The sequence below is a fragment of the Micromonospora sp. DT231 genome (genome assembly GCF_049847025.1).
Taxonomy (GTDB): Bacteria; Actinomycetota; Actinomycetes; order Mycobacteriales; family Micromonosporaceae; genus Micromonospora.
On record NZ_JBNCNO010000007.1, the window covers coordinates 57,541 to 73,116 of the forward strand.

The window sequence follows — 15,576 nt, forward strand, 5'->3', positions numbered from 1 at the left end:
CGTAACTAGCCTGCTCGCTATGAGTCCTTACATCTTGGAGCCCTGGGCCTGGCAGGAGAGCTGGGATCGCCAGCAGGAGGCGTACCTGCCGGACCGGGAACAGCGGTTCACCACCATGCTGGACACCGTCGACGCGGTGCGCGACGGTCGGCCGCCTCGCGTGCTCGACCTGGCCGGCGGCACCGGCACCATCTCGCTGCGGACACTGGCGCGCTTCCCCGACGCCGAGGTGACCCTGCTGGATCTCGACCCGGCACTGCTGGCCATCGCCGGGGCCACCCTTCCCGACCGGGCCACGATCGTCCCGGCCGACCTCGGCACCCCCGAGTGGCGCGCCGCGCTCCCCCACCGCGACTACGACGCCGTCCTCACCGCCACCGCCCTGCACTGGCTGCCGGCCGACCGGCTCGGGCAGCTCTACGCCGAACTGCGCGACGTGCTGCGGCCGGGCGGGGTCTTCGTCAACGCCGACCACATGCCCGACGACACCCTGCCGGAGCTGACCAAGCGGCTGCTGGACCGGGCCCGGGACCGGCGCAACGCCCGGTACGCCGCTGGCGCGGTGCTCTCCTGGTCGGACTGGTGGGAGCGGGCCGGGGCCGACCCGGCGCTGGCCCCGTTGGTCGCCCAGCGGCAGGACATCTACCCGACCGGGCACAGCCCGGAGTGGAACCCGCCGGTCTCCTGGCACCTGACCGCACTCACCGCGGCCGGGTTCAGCGAGGTCGGCACGGTGTGGCGCGGCGGTCCGGACGCCGCCGTCGCGGCGGTGCGCTGACGCGGCCGTCGCCGCCAGTGCTGACGCGACTGTCGCCGGCACTACGCTGACGCCGCCGTCGCCGGCACTACGCTGAGGACCCGTGCCAGAGCCATCCGAGCAGCGTGGCGACCCCGACGTCGACCTGCGCGTCCCCGCCGACCGCCGCGAGCTGACCGCGCGCCCCGCGACGATTCTCGCCACGATCGCGGCCGGCGGGGTGCTCGGCGCGCTGACCCGGGCCGGCCTGCAACACGCCGCCCCGCACCCGCCGACCAGCTTTCCCTGGGCGACGTTCGGCATCAACCTGTCCGGCTGCCTGCTGATCGGGGTGCTGATGGCGGTGCTCGCCCACCGCGGCGGTGGGCACCCGCTGGCCCGCCCGTTCCTCGGGGTCGGGGTGCTCGGCGGGTTCACCACGTTCTCCGCGTACGCGGTCGACATCCAGCAGGCGCTCGTCGCGGGCGCGCCGGGCACCGCGCTGGCGTACCTGGCGGCGACGCTGCTCGGGGCACTTGTCGCCGTCGGGCTGGGCGACGCCGTCACGGCCACGTTGCTGAGCCGGCGGGCGGCCCGATGACCGTGCTGCTCATCGCCCTGGGGGCGGCCGTCGGTGCGCCGCTGCGCTACCTCACCGACCGGGCGATCCAGTCCCGGCACGACTCGGCGTTCCCCTGGGGCACGCTCACCGTCAACGTGGTCGGCTCGCTGCTGCTCGGCGCGCTCGTCGGGTGGCCGACCGGCCCGGCGGTCACCGCGCTGCTCGGCACCGGGTTCTGCGGGGCGCTGACCACCTACTCCACCTTCAGCTACGAGACGCTGCGGCTGACGCGGGGCGGCCACCGCCTCCTCGCGTTGGCAAACGTCGTGGGCAGTGTCGCCGCCGGGCTCGCCGCGGCGGCCGCCGGCTACGCCCTGACCCGCGCCCTGCTGGGCTGACCTGTGGAAATCCTGCCCGGATCGGGGAAGACACCGGGGGTATATACGCGAGGTATACCCCCGGTGTAGTCTCCTCCCATGAGCGTGCCACTGACCCTTCTCGGCCTCCTCGAACGAGAGCCCCGCCACGGCTACGACCTGAAGCGCGACTACGACGCCTTCTTCGGCCGGGGCAAGCCACTGCCGTTCGGCCAGGTCTACTCCACCCTCAGCCGCCTGGCCCGGGACGGCAAGGTGGTGATCAGCGACGTCGCGCCCGGCGCCGGTCCGGACCGCAAGCGCTACGTCATCACCGACGTCGGCGCGACCGAGGTGGAGCAGTGGCTGACCCAGCCGGTCGACCCGGAGCCGCACCTGCAGACGGTGCTCTTCGCCAAGGTCGTGCTCGCGCTGATGCTGGACCGGCCGGCCGACGAATACCTCGACACCCAGCGCAGCGCGCACCTGCACCGGATGCGCGAGCTCACCGAGATCAAGCGCGCCGGCAGCCTCGTCGACGCGTTGCTGGCCGACCACGGCCTCTACCACCTGGAGGCGGATCTCCGGTGGATCGAGATGACAGGCGCCCGGCTGGACGCCCTGCGCAAGGAGGTACGGCCGTGAGCGTCATGATCGAAGCACGTGACGTGCGGTTCTCCTTCGGCCAGACCCCCGCCCTGCGCGGCGCCAGCGTCGCCGTGGAGGCGGGCGAGATCGTCGCCGTCATGGGCCCCAGCGGCTCGGGCAAGTCCACCCTGTTGCACTGCCTGGCCGGCATCCTCGTGCCCGACTCCGGCGAGATCCTCCTCGACGGGGCCCGGATCGACACCATGGCCGAGACCGGGCGCAGCGGCCTGCGCCGGGACCGCTTCGGCTTCGTGTTCCAGTTCGGCCAGCTCGTCCCCGAGCTCACCGCCGTGGAGAACGTCGCCCTGCCGCTCCTGCTCAGCGGCGTACACCGCAAGCAGGCGCTGCCGAAGGCGAGTGCCTGGTTCACGCGCCTCGGCCTGGACGGCCTGGAGCAGCGGCGCTCGGGCGAGCTGTCCGGCGGGCAGGCGCAACGCGTCGCCCTGGCCCGGGGCCTGGTCGCCGAGCCGCAGGTGCTCTTCGCCGACGAACCGACGGGCGCGCTCGACTCGCTCACCGGCGAGCAGGTGATGGACCTGCTGGTCGGCGCCGCCCGCGAACAGGGCACCACTGTCATCCTGGTGACCCACGAGCCCCGGATCGCCGCGTACGCCGACCGCGAGGTCATGGTCCGCGACGGGCGCGTGAACGCGCCGGACCGGATCGCCTCATGATCCGCTTCGGGCTCCGCCTCGCCGTGGCCGGCGGCCGGGAGGCGCTCACCCGCCTGCTCGTCATCGCCGCCGCCGTCGCGATCGGCAGCGGGCTGCTGCTGACCACCCTGGCCGGGGTCAACGCGGTCAACGCACAGCTCACCCGGTACGCCTCGATGTATCCGCAGGCGTCGGCCGGCGACGCCGACCCGCTGTGGTGGTCGACCCGGTTCGACTACTTCCACGGCAAGCAGATCATCCGGATCGACGTCGCCGCTACCGGCGCGACCGCGCCCACCCCGGTCGGTGTCCCCACCACCCCTGGTCCCGGCCAGTTCTACGCCTCGCCCGCGTTGCGCGACCTGCTGGCCGCCCACCCGGCCGACCAACTGGGCGACCGCTACCCGGGGCGTGACCTCGGCACCGTTGGTCCGGCCGCGCTGACCTCACCGGACACCCTGCTCGTCATCGCCGGCGGCACCCCCGACCGGGTCGCCGCACTTCCGAACGCGAAGAAGGTCACAAGCGTCGGCGACACCCCCGCCCTCCCCGAGACCACGGTGAACCTCATCCTGGGCGTGATCGCCGGCGGGTTGCTCTTCCCGGTGTTGATCTTCATCGGCACGGCCACCCGGCTCAGCGCCGCCCGCCGGGAGCAGCGTTTCGCCGCGATGCGCCTGGTCGGCGCGACGCCCCGGCAGATCGCGATGGTCGCCGCGGTGGAGGCCGCCGCCGCCGCCGTCGCCGGCACCGCCGTCGGCTTCGCCCTGTTCTACGCCCTGCGCGACCCGCTCGCGGGCATCCCGTTCACCGGCATGCCGTTCTTCCCCAGTGACATGTCGCTGGGCCTGCTGGACATCCTGCTGGTGGCGCTCGGCGTCCCGGCCGGCGCGGCGGTGGCCGCCCAGGTCTCGCTGCGCCGGGTACGGATCTCGCCGCTGGGCGTCACCCGGCGGGTCACGCCACGGGCACCGCGCGCGTATCGGCTGATCCCGGCCCTGCTCGGTGTCGCCGTGCTGGTGTTCGCCATCGGCTTCAAGCCGGAAACGTCCGACGGCCAGGCCGCTGTGTTCCTGCCCGGACTACTGCTCATCATGGCCGGCCTCGTGCTCGCCGGACCGTGGTTGACGATGGTCGGCGCCCGGGTCCTGGCCCGGTACGCCAACCGTCCGGCCACGCTCATCGCCGCGCGTCGCCTCGCCGACAACCCGAAGGCCGGCTTCCGGGCGATCAGCGGCATCATGCTCGCGCTCTTCGTCACGAGTGTGGCCGTCGGCGTGATCACCACGATCATTGCCAACCGCGGTCCGGCGCCGGTCGGCTCGACCGAGGCGGGGCGGGTGTCTCTCGACCTTCCCGACGATGCGCCGGCAGCGCCGGACACACTTCTCACCGGGCTTCGCTCCATCACCGGCGTGCGGTCCGCGACCGCGGTGCGCGAGAACCCGGACTGGATGACCGCCAGCGAGCCCGGCCTGATCGCGTGCACCGAGATCCCGAGTGCGTACGGCCGGTGCGCCGAGGGCGCCACCGTCGCCGAGGTCGCGACGGGTCTCGTCCCCTTCCGGGAGTCGGCGTCGTCCGCCAGAGTCTGGCCTGCCGCGTCGGTCCCGCTCGGTGATCTTCAACAGCTCCCGGTGATGTCGATCGTCGTCGACACGGACGGCTCGGCAGCCGCCATCGAACGCTCACGTACCGTCCTCGAGGCCGCCTTCCCGACCTTCTGGGTCGGGCCGAACGTGCCCGGTGACTTCGAGGCGGACTTCGCGAACACGCTGCGCGGCTGGGAGCAACTGGCAAACGTCATCATCGTGGCCAGCCTCGCGCTGGGCGGGTGCAGCCTCGCGGTCAGCGTCATCGGCGGTCTCACCGAGCGCCGACGCCCGTTCAGCCTGCTGCGTCTCAGCGGCGCGCCGGTGCGGGTGCTGCGCCGGGTGGTCGCGTTGGAGAGCGCGGTGCCGATGCTCGCCGTCGCCGCCGTCGCCATCGGCATGGGCCTGCTCGCCGCGCAGCTGTTCCTGCGGGCACAGATGCACTACACGCTGGTCGCGCCGGAGCCGCGCTTCTACGTGATCGTCGTGGTCGGACTGGTCGCCTGCCTCGGCGTCATCGCCTCCACGATGCCGCTGCTGGAACGGATCACCGGTCCGGAGACCGCCCGCAGCGAGTAGTCGTCAGGTGTGCGGTCCGGTGGTCGTGAGAGCGACCACCGGGCCGAGCACGAAGACGGCGGGCGGGCCGACGCCCTCCCGGGCGGCGAGCGCGCCGATCTCGTCCAGCCGGGCGGGCAGCGACCGCTGGCTGGGCTGCCCGGCGTCCTGCACGGCGAGCACCGGGGTCTCCGGGGCGCGGCCGTGCTCGATCAGCACTGACGCGATCTTGGCGATCGTGTCGACGGCCATCAGCAACACCACAGTGCCCCGGGCCCGCGCCAGCGCCGCCCAGTCGACGAGCGAGTCGGGGTGCCCGGGCGGTAGGTGTCCGGACACGACAGTGACGTCGTGCGCCACGCCCCGGTGCGTCACCGGCACACCGGCGAGGGCCGGCGCGGCGATCGCGCTGCTCACCCCGGGGACCACTGTCACCGGCACACCGGCCGCCGCGCAGGCCTGCACCTCCTCGTGGCCGCGTCCGAAGACGTACGGGTCGCCGCCCTTGAGCCGGACCACCCGCCGGCCGGCGCGAGCGTGCGAGACCAGGGCCTCGTTGATCGCCTCCTGGGCCATCGACGGGCCACGGGGCACCTTCGCGGCGTCCACCACCAGCACGTCGGGGCGCAGCCCGGCGAGCAGCCCCTGCGGGGCCAACCTGTCGACCACCACCACGTCGGCGGCGTCGAGCAGGGCCTTTCCGCGTACCGTGATCAGGTCGTCGGGTCCCGGCCCGCCGCCGACCACCGCGACCGACCCGTGGTCACGGTGATCGTCGTGATGATGGTCGTGGCCGTGGTGATGGTGGTGGCCGACCGGGTCGTCGGGGTGGTCGTGCGGGCGTTGCGGGCGGCCCACCTTGTCGGCGAAGCCGGGCATCAGCACCCGGTACGCGCAGGTGTCACAGTTCATCCGGATGTCCCCGCCCAGCGCCTCGGCGTGGCGTTCCCGGACCAGGTCGGCGAGGGCGTCGCAGTCGCCGATCACCTCGGCGACCCGCACGTCCAGTTCGGGATGGGCGGCGGCGAACTCCGCCGACTGGGCGACGATCCGGTCCGGCAGCACGCCGGCGAACAGGAAGTACGGGGCCACGACGATCCGCCGCGCGCCGAGCCGACGCAGGCGCTCCAGCACCGCCGGCACCGACGGTTGCGCCAGGGAGACGAAGCCCGGCTCGACGCCGGCGTAGCCGCGCCCCTCCCAGAGCAGCCGGGCGACCTTCGCGACCTCGGCGTTGGCGTCCGGGTCGGTGGAGCCCCGTCCGATCAACGCGACCCACGTGCCGGCCCGGTCGGCGGTGTCCGCCTGAGCCGCACCGGCCAGCGCCGCGTCGATGCGTTGTTCGAGGGCGTCGTGCAGCAGCGGGTGCGGGCCGAGCGGGCGACCGTAGCGGTAGGTCAACCCGGGGTGCCGCTCCTGTTCCCGCGCCATCGCGGCGGGGATGTCGCCCTTGCCGTGCCCGGCGGCGGTCAGTACCAGCGGCAGCGCCACAAGCTCCAGGTGCCCGCGCGCGACGAGCGCGCCGACCGCGTCGGTCAGCGGCGGGCGGGACAGCTCGATGAAACCACCCTCGACGTCGCCGACGTCACCGCGACGACGGACCCGCTCGACGAGGGCGGCGAACTGGTCGACCCCGGCCGCGCTGCGCGTACCGTGCCCGACGATGACCAACCCGGTCATGACTTCTCCTCGATGTAGAGCAGGGCGTTGAGGGCGGCGGCGGCGACCGCCGAACCGCCCTTCTCCCCCACGTTCGACACGGCGGGCAGGCCACTGGCCCGCAGCGCCGCCTTCGACTCGGCGGCCCCCACGAAGCCGACCGGCAGGCCGACGACGAGCGCCGGTGCGGCGTCCAGGGTGAGCAGTTCGACGAGCGCGGTCGGCGCGCAGCCGACCACCCAGACCGCGCCCGGACCGACCCGCTCCAGCGCGATCCGCACCGCCGCCGCCGAGCGGGTGATGCCGGCCGAGCGACCCAGCTCGGCGGCGGCCGGCTCGGCGACCGGGCAGACCAGCTCCAGGCCGGCGCGGGTGATACCGGCGGCGACCATCGCCACGTCGGTGACGACGGGAGCCCCGGCGCGCAACGCGCCCAGCCCCGACTCCAGGGCGGCCTCGTCGCAGACCAACTCGTCGACGTACGCGAGGTCGGCGCTGGCGTGCACGACCCGTTCGGTCACCGCGCGGCTCAGCGGCGGCAGGTGCGACAGGTCGACCCGCTCGCGCAGGATGCGGTACGACTCCACCTCGATCGGGTGCACCACCCTGCTCATCGGACTCCTTCCTGAGGGTCGAGCACGCGGATCGCGTCGACCGGGCAGATCTCCAGGCACTCCAGGCAGCCGGTGCAACGGTCGGCGCGGACCGTCAGGCCGCCGGCGACCGGCCAGATCGCGTGCGTCGGGCAGGTGAGCAGGCACGCGCCGCAGCCCTGGCAGGCGTCGATCGTCACGAGCGCCACCGGTACCCCCGCGGTGTCACCATCCGGCCGGCGACCAGCCTCGTGTCGCTGCTGCCGACCACCACCACGCTGTACATGTCGACGACGGCCGGGTCGAGGGTGGTCAGGGTCGCCAGGTGCACCCGCTCGCCGGGGCGGCTGGCGTTGCGCACCACACCCACCGGGGTGTCCGGTGGCCGGTGCGCGGCGAGGATGCCGAGCGCCTTGCCGAGCTGCCAGTCCCGGGCCCGACTGCGCGGGTTGTAGAACAGGGTCACGAAGTCACCCTCGGCCGCCGCGGTCACCCGCCGCTCGATGACCTCCCACGGGGTGTGCAGGTCGGACAGGCTCACATAGGCGTGGTCGTGGCCGAGCGGGGCGCCGAGCAGCGCGCCGGCGGCGAGCGCCGCGGTCACCCCGGGCACACCCACCACGTCGATGCGCTCGTCGGCGTACTCCAGGGCGGGGCTTGCCATCGCGTACACCCCGGCGTCGCCGGACCCGATCAGCGCGACCGCGCGGCCGGCGACGGCCTCGGCGACGGCGGCGCGGGCCCGTGCCTCCTCCGCGCCGAGGCCGCTGGACAGCACCCGGGTGCCCGGCCGGAGCACGTCGCGGACCTGGTCGAGGTACTGGTCCAGGCCGACCACCACGGCCGCGCGACGCAGCTCGGCCACCGCGCGGGGGGTGCGCAGGTCGGCGGCGCCGGGCCCGAGCCCGACAACGGCGAGCCGGCCGCGCGGCGCGTGCCGGGCCACCGCCACGGTGGCCATCGCCGTCGCGGTCTTCCCGACCAGCAGCGTCGCGTCGTCGGCCCGGCCGTCCGGTCCGAGCAGGGCCGCGGCCTCCGCCACGCTCGGCGTGCCGACCGCGGCGCGGACCACCTCGCTGGGATGCGGCACGTCGACGGCGGCCAGCCGCGTCGCCGGCCAGGTCACCAGGGGTACGCCGAGCGTGTCCGCGGTACGCAGGATGCCCGCCTCGTCGGCCTTGATGTCGGCGCTGGCCAGGCAGCGCAGGCTCGCCGGGTCGAGGCCTGCCTCGGCCAGCACCCGGTGCAGCAGCTCCCCCACCTCGCCGGCCGGTACGCCCCGACTCGCCCCGACCCCGGCGACAAGCGACGGCGGTCGCAGCACAGCGGTCCGCCCGTCCAGCGGCACCACCCGGTCGGTGACCAGCAGCCGATACCCGCCGCCCACCGCGTCGCCGCTGTCGGCGCTGTCGGCGCGGTCGGCGCGGTCGGCGCGGTCGGCGCGGTCGGCGCGGTCGGCGCGGTCGGCGCCGATGTTCGTGGCGATCGGCTGTGGGTGGACGTTCGGGGGCAGGGCGGGCAGCGGCCAGTCGGCGTCGGCGACCAGCTGGACCGGCTCACCGTCCAGGATGGCCCGGGACACCGCGGCGACCGCGCCCTGCACGGGCCAGCCGAGGGTGTCCAACCCGGGCAGGCCCACCGTGTCGGTGGCTGTGGTGATCACCGGTCGGGCGTCCAGCAGGGCGCCGACCCGCTCCGCGAGGTCGTTGCCGCCGCCGACGTGTCCGCCGAGCAGCGCCACGGCATGCCGGGCCGCCTCGTCGACGACCACCACGGCCGGGTCGCTGCGCTTGTCGGCGAGCAGCGGCGCGAGGATCCGCACCACCGCCCCGGTGGCCAGGAACGCGACCACGGCGTCGCACTCCACCCAGGCGGTCCGCAGCGCGTCGGCGACGCTCTCCCCCTGCACCAGCCGGGCGTGCGGCCAGGCGGCGGCGACGGTGTGCGCGTGTCGACGGCCGGCGGCGGTGGCCGCCACCAGACCGATGCGGGCGGGCGGATTCTCGTGGTTCACGGGCGCTCCCCGGTGAGGACGACCACCGGGTTGGTGGCCGCGAGGCGGATCGACCCACCGGGCAGGTCGGCGAGGCGGGCGGCGGAGAGCTGGGCGCCCTCGACCGTGTAGCCGGCGGCGCGCAGCAGACCCACGGCCGGCGCGACCCGGTCCAGGGCGGCCAGGGTGAGCACCACCCGCTCGGGCCGGCGGGCCACCACGGCGGCGAGGACGTCGACCCCGCCGCCGCCGACGAAGACCGCGTCCGGCTCGGGCAGGCCGACCAGCGCCTGCGGGGCTCGACCGGAAACGAGCCGGACGTGCACGGCGTGGGCGGCGGCGTTGGCCCGGATGCTCGTGCCGGCCGCGGGGTCCTGTTCGACGGCGAGCACCGCCGCGCCGAGCAACGCGCACTCGATGCCCACCGAACCGCTGCCCGCGCCGACGTCCCAGATCAGCCGACCCAGTCGGGGGCGCAGCCGGGCGACGACGAGGGCGCGCACCTCCGACTTCGTGATCATGGAGTCGCGGTGTACGTACCGGTCCTCCGGCAGGGCCCAGCCTCCGGCCGGGGCGGCGGCCGGCTGGTTGTCGGCGCGCATCCCACCGGGCGCGACCCGACCACGGGCGGAGTCGGCCGAGTCGGGTGCGGCTTCGGCCGGGTCGGGCGCGGCGTCGGCGGGCGCGGATTCGACAGGCCCGGCGTCGGCGAGGCTGAGCAGGACGTGGGGGTCGACCCAGGTCGCGGCGGCGGCCTGTTCGGGGGTCACCGCGCGGATCCGTTCGGCGTCGGTGCCCAGGTGCTCGGCGACCAGCAGGCGGCGGGACCAGCCGATCAGGCCCGCGCCCAGCTCGGCGGCACCGGCGCCGGGCGCGGTGAGTACCGCGACCAGCGGCAGCGCCCGGCACGCGTTCAGGGCCGGGCGCGGGTCGCGCCCGTGCGCGGTGACGACAGCGGCGCCGTCCCAGGGCAGGCCGGCGCGGGCGAACGCGGCGGCCACACTCGACACCGCCGGTACCACCCGCAGCGGCAGCCCGGCCGCGCGCAACCGCCGGACGATGCCGAACAGGCCGGGGTCACCGCTGGCCAGCACCACGGCCGGCACCCCGGCGGCGACGGCCTCGGCCAACCGGTGCAGGGCGGGGGCGAGCGGCCCGAGGGCGACGGTGGCCGCGCCGGCCGGTACGGACACCGCGGCCAGGTGTCGGGCCGCCCCGACGACAAGCCCGGCCCCGGCCAGCGCGGGCGCGAGGGCCGGGTGCGGCGTCGCGCCGGCCGCGTCCAACCCGACCACTGTCACCAGCGCCTCCGGGCCGGCCACGGTCACCAGCGCCTCCGGGCCGGCCACTGTCACCAGCGCCTCCGGGCCGGCCACTGTCACCAGCGCGTCCGGTGTCCCCAGGTTCGCCGGCGGATCCGGGGCCGTCCGGCTCATCGGGGCCACCGCCCCGACGAGGCGACCACGTGCGCTCCGGCGAAGTCGACCATCGCCACGTCCACGGTGACCGTCGGCCCGGCGAAGCGCCGCAGCACCTGGCGGACCCGCTGGCAGAGCAGGTCACCGGCCGGAGCGAGCAGCCCGGCGGCCTCCCACAGCTCGTACGCGTGCCGCCCGGTGTTCGCCTCGGTCACGGCGGTGACCAGCCACGGGTCGCCGCCGGCCTCGGCGGTCACCGCGCCGAGCAGGGACAGGTCCACCTTCGAGCGGGTGTAGTGGGTCATCAGGATGCCCGCCGCGAGTTTGGCCAGCTTGCCGGCCATGCCGACGAAGACCACACCTGTCATCTCGTCACCCACGGCGGCGGTGACGGCGGCCCCGGTGAAGTCACCGACCTCGACGAAGCACACCTCGGGCAGGTCGGGCAGCAGCGCGCGGGCGGCCCGCTCGGTACGCCCACCGGTGCAGAGCACCACGGTCCGTTCGCCCTGGGCGGCCATCACGTGCACGGCCTGTACCACGCTGGCCCGCCACGACGCCGTCGAGAACGGGCGGACGATCCCGGTGGTGCCGAGGATCGAGATGCCGCCGAGGATGCCCAGTCGGCGGTTCGTGGTCTTACGGGCCATGATCTCGCCGCGGGGCACGCTGATCACCACCCGGACGCCCACCTCGCTGAGGTCGACCACCTCGGCCACCGCCTCGCCGATCATCCGGCGGGGGGTGTCGTTGATCGCCGGGCCGCCGACGGCGAGCCCGAGGCCGGGTTTGGTGACCGTGCCGACGCCCGCGCCGCCGGCGAGCCGCAGGCCGGGGACGTCGGTCCAGTCCACGGTGGCGGTCAGCTCGGCCCCGTGGGTGACGTCCGGGTCGTCGCCGGCGTCCTTGACGACGACCGCCTCGGCGCGCACCGGCGGGGTGCCGGTCAGCTCGCAGCGTTCCACTCCGAAGCGCACCCGCCGGCCGGCGGGAAGGCCGATCTCCACGTCCGGCTGGATCTCGCCGGTGACGAGCGCGGTCACCGCCGCCTTGGCCGCCGCCGTGGCGCACGCGCCTGTCGTCCAGCCGGTCCGCAGTGCGGTGGGGCGTACCTTCGCGGTCCGGGGCAGGTCCGGCTCGCGCAGCGGCGGCTCGGCGTACGTCATGGTGTGTGCCCCGGTGTGGCTGTCCCCCCGGTGCCGGCGCCGGCCTGGCGGCGCAGCTCGGCGCGGGCGGCCGGCTCGGCGCGGCGGAAGGTGTGGAAGTGCCCCGGGTGGTACAGGTGCGAACGGGTGCCCTCGGCGGCCAGTGCCGGCCCCACCAGGAAGAGGGTGTGCTTCCACAGCTTGTGCTGCTTGACGGTCGCCTCCAGGGTGCCCACCGTGCAGCGCACCACCAGCTCGTCGGGCCAGGTCGCCTGGTACGCCACGACGGCCGGGGTGTCCGCCGGATACCCGCCGGCCAGCAGCTCGGCCTGCACCTGCCCGGAGCGGGCGGCGGAGAGGAACAGCGCCATCGTGGTGCCGTGCCGGGCGAAGTCGCGGACCCGCTCACCGGGCGGCATCGGGGTCTTGCCGCCTTCGAGGCGGGTGAGGATCACCGACTGGGCGACCTCGGGCACGGTCAGCTCCCGCCCGACGATCGCCGCGACGGCCGTGAACGAGGAGACCCCGGGCACGATCTCGACGGCCAGGCCGAGCGCCCGGCACACGTCCAGTTGCTCCTGCACCGCTCCCCACAGCGCCGGGTCGCCGGAGTGGATCCGCGCCACGGTCAGCCCCTGCGCGGCGGCCCGCTCATACAGCGGCAGCACCCCCTCGATGGGCAGCTGCGACGAGTCGACGATCTCCGCACCGGACCGGGCGTGCTCCAGCACGTCGGCGTGCACCAGGCTGGCCGCCCAGATCACGATGTCCGCCTCGGCGATCACCCGGGCGGCCCGCAGCGTCAGCAGGTCCGCCGCGCCGGGGCCGGCTCCGACGAACCACACCTTGCCGTCGCTTGTCACAGTTTTCCTCCTCGGTGCTCGCGGCGGGCCGGGACCAGCAGCGTCGACAGGTACGGCAGGTCGTGCGCGGTGTCGTCGACCGGGCCGACGCGTTCGCCGGGCAGCCCCAGGCTGCGCCCGAGCACGGCGTCGGCGAGGCGGCCCTGCCGGCGCAGCTCGGCGAGCAGCTCCGGGTGCCGCCGCCAGCCCTTGTAGGCGACCACGGTGCCCGGCCCGGCGAGGGCGTCGGCGAACAGCGCCAGGCCGGCGGTGGCCGGCAGCAGGGTCAGCGGTTCGCGCCCCTCGCAGAGCGGGATGCCGCTGCGCGCCGCCAGCTCCTGCATGGCGGTGACGCCGGGCACCGTCGCCACCCGCACCGCCGGGCGCAGGGCGCGCACACTCTGCGCCAGGTAGCCGAATGTGGAGTAGACGTTGGGGTCGCCGATCGTCGCGAACGCCAGCGACCGCGCGCCCGCGTCGAATGCCTCGACCACCACCCGGGCCGCGTCGTCCCAGGCCGCCGCCCGGCGGGCGGTCACCCCACCCCTGTCGTCCAGGGCGAACGGCAGCCGGCGCAGCCGATCCACCGGGACGTGGGACCGGACGGTCGCCTCGGCCCGCCCGGCGTCCGCACCCGCAGGCGTCGCGGCGGCGGTCGCGGTGGGCTCGACCCGGTCCGCCATCACGGGTACGAAGACCAGGTCGGCCTCGCGCAGGACCCGCACCGCCTTGACGGTCAGCAGTTCCGGGTCACCCGGGCCGACCCCCACCCCGGTCAGCGTGGCGTCGGCCGGTCCGCCGGCCCGACTGTCGTCGGCGCTCATCGGCACGCCTCGACCAGGCGGCGGGCCGCGTCCGGGTGACCGGCCCAGTGGGTGTGCAGGTAGGAGGCGTGCACCCGACCGCTCACGAAGCCGTGCTCCGCGTCGTCCCAGCGCCACGCCGACGCCTCGCCGTGCCGCGGGTCGGTGGTGGTGCGGTGGAACTCGTGGCCGCGTACCTGCTCGCCGGCGCGGGCCACCGGGGAGTCGGTGGCGGCCAGGGCCTCGCGGTAGCCGAGGGTGAGCCGGCCGGTCATCCGGGCGGTCAGGTCCAGCCGACCGCACATCGGTACGCCGTCCAGGGACCGCCCGAGGTAGAGCAGCCCGGCGCACTCGGCCACGATCGGCCCGTCGAAGTCGGCCAGCTCGGCGCGGAGCGTGGCGTTGCCGGCCAGCGCCTCCGCGTACGCCTCGGGGAACCCGCCGCCGATGACCACCGCGCGGGTGCCGCTGGGCAGCGCCGGATCACGCAGCGGGTCGACGGTGACCACGTCCGCGCCGGCGGCGGTGAGCAGTTCGGCGGTCTCCGCGTAGGAGAAGGTGAAGGCGGGGCCACCGGCGAGCGCGACGAGTGGCCGTTCGGCGTCGGCCGGCCCGCCGACGGCGGCGACCGGGTCCCACGCCGGGCCGGTCAGCGGCGGGGCGGTGCGGGCCAGGTCGAGCACCGCGTCCAGGTCCACGGTGGCCTCGACGAGTTCGGCCAGCGCGGTGACGATCGCCAGGGACTCGGGGGCCCGCTCGGCGACCGGGACCAACCCGAGGTGCCGGGCCGGTGCGGCCACCTCGACGACGCGGGTGACGGCCCCGAGCACCGGTACGCCGACCTCGGCGAGGGCGTCGCGCAGCAGCGACTCGTGTCGGGGTGAGCCGACCCGGTTGAGGATCACGCCGCCGATGCGTACCGCCGGGTCGAACGCGGCCATGCCCAGCGTCAGCGCGGCGGCCGAACGGCCCTGTGCGGTGGTGTCCAGCACCAGCAGCACGGGCGCGTCGATCAGCCGGGCGACGTGTGCGGTGGAGGCGTAGTCGCGGCGACCGACCGCACCGTCGTGCAGCCCCATGACGCCCTCGACGACGGCGATGTCGGCGGGCGTCGGGACGCTCGCGCCGTGGCGCAGCAGCGGGGCGATCCGTTCGGCCCCGACCAGGAAGGGGTCGAGGTTGCGCCCTTCTCGTCCGGCGGCGAGGGCGTGGTAGCCGGGGTCGATGTAGTCGGGGCCGACCTTGTGCGGGCTGACCGTCAGGCCGCGACGGCGCAGCGCGGCGAGCAGCCCGGTGGCGACTGTCGTCTTGCCGTGGCCGCTGGCCGGCGCGGCGACCACCAGCCGGGGCAGCGCCCAGGGTGTGCTCACCACTCGATGCCCTTCTGGCCCTTCTGGCCGGCGTCCATCGGGTGCTTGACCTTTGTCAGCTCGGCCACCAGGTCGGCGGCGGCGACCAGGCGCGGGTCGGCGTCCCGGCCGGTGATGACGACGTGTTGGAAGCCGGGGCGGTCGGCCAGGGTGGCGACCACCTCGTCGACGTCCACCCAACCCCACTTCATCGGGTAGGTGAACTCGTCGAGCACGTACAGCCCGTAGCGCTCGGCGGCCAGGTCACGCTGGATCTGCCGCCAGCCCTCCAGGGCGTCGGCGGCGTGGTCGGCCTCGCCGCCGCGCTGGATCCACGACCAGCCCTCGCCCATCTTGTGCCAGGCCACCGGCGCGCCCTGGCCGGTGCGCTCGTGCACCTCGCCGAGCGCCCCGAAGGCGTTCTCCTCACCGACCCGCCACTTGGCGCTCTTGACGAACTGGAACACGCCGATCGGCAGACCGGCCGTCCAGGCCCGCAGCGCCAGCCCGAAGGCGGCCGTCGACTTCCCCTTCATCTGCCCGGTGTGGACGATCAGGAGCGGTCGATGCCGCCGCTGCCGGGTGGTCAGCCCGTCGGCGGGCACGTGACTCGGCTGTCCCTGCGGCATCAGCGATCTCCCTCGCCCGCGGACTCTCCCGCGATCTTGC

Annotated in this window: 16 protein-coding genes; 6 read left to right on the plus strand and 10 right to left on the minus strand. The window is 75.1% G+C overall.

Going from position 1 to position 15,576, the window contains the following annotated elements; all coding sequences use genetic code 11:
* The first annotated feature begins 19 nt into the window (after nt 1-19).
* From ACPXBU_RS19470 to ACPXBU_RS19495, 6 genes are all read left to right on the plus strand, one after another.
* On the plus strand, nt 20-778 hold the full coding sequence (locus ACPXBU_RS19470; protein WP_425759054.1) for a class I SAM-dependent methyltransferase: 759 nt from the start codon (nt 20-22) through the stop codon (nt 776-778).
* A gap of 82 nt (nt 779-860) precedes the next feature.
* Nucleotides 861-1,337, plus strand: a complete 477-nt coding sequence (locus ACPXBU_RS19475) for a fluoride efflux transporter FluC (protein ID WP_425759055.1) — start codon at nt 861-863, stop codon at nt 1,335-1,337.
* Nucleotides 1,334-1,696, plus strand: coding sequence for a fluoride efflux transporter CrcB (crcB, locus tag ACPXBU_RS19480; protein WP_393370802.1), 363 nt, complete (start codon nt 1,334-1,336; stop codon nt 1,694-1,696). The genes ACPXBU_RS19475 and crcB overlap by 4 nt, the downstream gene beginning before the upstream one ends.
* A 78-nt stretch (nt 1,697-1,774) precedes the next feature.
* Nucleotides 1,775-2,299 carry a PadR family transcriptional regulator gene (locus tag ACPXBU_RS19485; RefSeq protein WP_393370804.1) on the plus strand — a complete coding sequence of 175 codons (525 nt, stop codon included), beginning with the start codon at nt 1,775-1,777 and terminating at the stop codon, nt 2,297-2,299.
* Nucleotides 2,296-2,976 carry an ABC transporter ATP-binding protein gene (locus ACPXBU_RS19490; protein ID WP_425759056.1) on the plus strand — a complete coding sequence of 227 codons (681 nt, stop codon included), beginning with the start codon at nt 2,296-2,298 and terminating at the stop codon, nt 2,974-2,976. The genes ACPXBU_RS19485 and ACPXBU_RS19490 overlap by 4 nt, the downstream gene beginning before the upstream one ends.
* Nucleotides 2,973-5,126, plus strand: a complete 2,154-nt coding sequence (locus ACPXBU_RS19495; RefSeq protein ID WP_425759057.1) for an FtsX-like permease family protein — start codon at nt 2,973-2,975, stop codon at nt 5,124-5,126. Before ACPXBU_RS19490 ends, ACPXBU_RS19495 begins: the two co-directional genes overlap by 4 nt.
* A 3-nt stretch (nt 5,127-5,129) precedes the next feature.
* On the opposite strand, the gene cobA is transcribed toward ACPXBU_RS19495, so the two are convergent.
* From cobA to cobO, 10 genes are read right to left on the minus strand one after another with little or no spacing between them, the layout of a single operon-like run.
* Complete coding sequence (cobA, locus tag ACPXBU_RS19500) at nt 5,130-6,785, minus strand: uroporphyrinogen-III C-methyltransferase (protein WP_425759058.1); 1,656 nt, start codon at nt 6,783-6,785, stop codon at nt 5,130-5,132.
* On the minus strand, nt 6,782-7,378 hold the full coding sequence (locus ACPXBU_RS19505; RefSeq protein ID WP_425759059.1) for a precorrin-8X methylmutase: 597 nt from the start codon (nt 7,376-7,378) through the stop codon (nt 6,782-6,784). Before ACPXBU_RS19505 ends, cobA begins: the two co-directional genes overlap by 4 nt.
* Nucleotides 7,375-7,566 (minus strand): 4Fe-4S binding protein, encoded by a 192-nt coding sequence (locus ACPXBU_RS19510; protein ID WP_425759060.1) that lies wholly within the window; start codon nt 7,564-7,566, stop codon nt 7,375-7,377. The genes ACPXBU_RS19505 and ACPXBU_RS19510 overlap by 4 nt, the downstream gene beginning before the upstream one ends.
* Nucleotides 7,554-9,371, minus strand: coding sequence for a precorrin-3B C(17)-methyltransferase (gene cobJ / locus ACPXBU_RS19515; RefSeq protein WP_425759062.1), 1,818 nt, complete (start codon nt 9,369-9,371; stop codon nt 7,554-7,556). Before cobJ ends, ACPXBU_RS19510 begins: the two co-directional genes overlap by 13 nt.
* Nucleotides 9,368-10,786, minus strand: coding sequence for a precorrin-6y C5,15-methyltransferase (decarboxylating) subunit CbiE (gene cbiE / locus ACPXBU_RS19520; protein WP_425759064.1), 1,419 nt, complete (start codon nt 10,784-10,786; stop codon nt 9,368-9,370). Before cbiE ends, cobJ begins: the two co-directional genes overlap by 4 nt.
* Nucleotides 10,783-11,934, minus strand: a complete 1,152-nt coding sequence (locus tag ACPXBU_RS19525) for a cobalt-precorrin-5B (C(1))-methyltransferase (RefSeq protein WP_425759065.1) — start codon at nt 11,932-11,934, stop codon at nt 10,783-10,785. Before ACPXBU_RS19525 ends, cbiE begins: the two co-directional genes overlap by 4 nt.
* Nucleotides 11,931-12,776 carry a precorrin-4 C(11)-methyltransferase gene (gene cobM, locus ACPXBU_RS19530; protein WP_425759066.1) on the minus strand — a complete coding sequence of 282 codons (846 nt, stop codon included), beginning with the start codon at nt 12,774-12,776 and terminating at the stop codon, nt 11,931-11,933. The genes ACPXBU_RS19525 and cobM overlap by 4 nt, the downstream gene beginning before the upstream one ends.
* Complete coding sequence (gene cobI, locus ACPXBU_RS19535) at nt 12,773-13,579, minus strand: precorrin-2 C(20)-methyltransferase (protein ID WP_425759067.1); 807 nt, start codon at nt 13,577-13,579, stop codon at nt 12,773-12,775. Before cobI ends, cobM begins: the two co-directional genes overlap by 4 nt.
* Complete coding sequence (locus ACPXBU_RS19540) at nt 13,576-14,931, minus strand: cobyrinate a,c-diamide synthase (RefSeq protein ID WP_425759068.1); 1,356 nt, start codon at nt 14,929-14,931, stop codon at nt 13,576-13,578. Before ACPXBU_RS19540 ends, cobI begins: the two co-directional genes overlap by 4 nt.
* Entirely contained in the window at nt 14,925-15,536 is a 612-nt protein-coding gene (gene cobO / locus ACPXBU_RS19545; protein WP_425759069.1) for a cob(I)yrinic acid a,c-diamide adenosyltransferase, read from the minus strand. Before cobO ends, ACPXBU_RS19540 begins: the two co-directional genes overlap by 7 nt.
* Nucleotides 15,537-15,576: the final 40 nt, after the last annotated feature.